Source organism: Paenibacillus sp. LjRoot56, from assembly GCF_964253335.1.
GTDB lineage: Bacteria > Bacillota > Bacilli > Paenibacillales > NBRC-103111 > Paenibacillus_E > Paenibacillus_E allorhizoplanae.
This window is the reverse complement of sequence record NZ_CAXURV020000017.1, coordinates 1-334: the sequence shown is the minus strand read 5'-3', so window position 1 is coordinate 334 and position 334 is coordinate 1. Positions and strand designations below refer to the sequence as shown.

The 334-nt window shown below is 51.2% G+C and carries 3 tRNA genes; all 3 read left to right on the top strand.

Annotated elements, in window-relative coordinates:
• Positions 1-28 precede the first annotated feature (28 nt).
• Positions 29-120, top strand: a tRNA-Ser gene (locus ACSQ8O_RS36735).
• 34 nt (positions 121-154) lie between these two features.
• A tRNA-Glu gene (locus ACSQ8O_RS36730) sits at positions 155-229 on the top strand.
• Positions 230-255: 26 nt separating this feature from the next.
• Positions 256-331: transfer RNA gene (locus ACSQ8O_RS36725), tRNA-Val, on the top strand.
• Positions 332-334: the final 3 nt, after the last annotated feature.

The window sequence follows — 334 nt, the reverse complement described above, 5'->3', positions numbered from 1 at the left end:
ATATTTTTTACAAACCAGGCCTTTTTATGGAGAGGTGTCCGAGCTGGCCGAAGGAGCACGATTGGAAATCGTGTAGGCGTCACAAGCGTCTCGAGGGTTCGAATCCCTCTCTCTCCGCCATAAGAGCTTTCAAATTAGAAAAGCCTGTTTACGAGGCCCGTTGGTCAAGTGGTTAAGACACCTCCCTTTCACGGAGGTAACAGGGGTTCGAGTCCCCTACGGGTCACCATTAATTTCCACATAGATTTATCCCATGGAGGCTTAGCTCAGCTGGGAGAGCATCTGCCTTACAAGCAGAGGGTCGGCGGTTCGATCCCGTCAGCCTCCACCATTT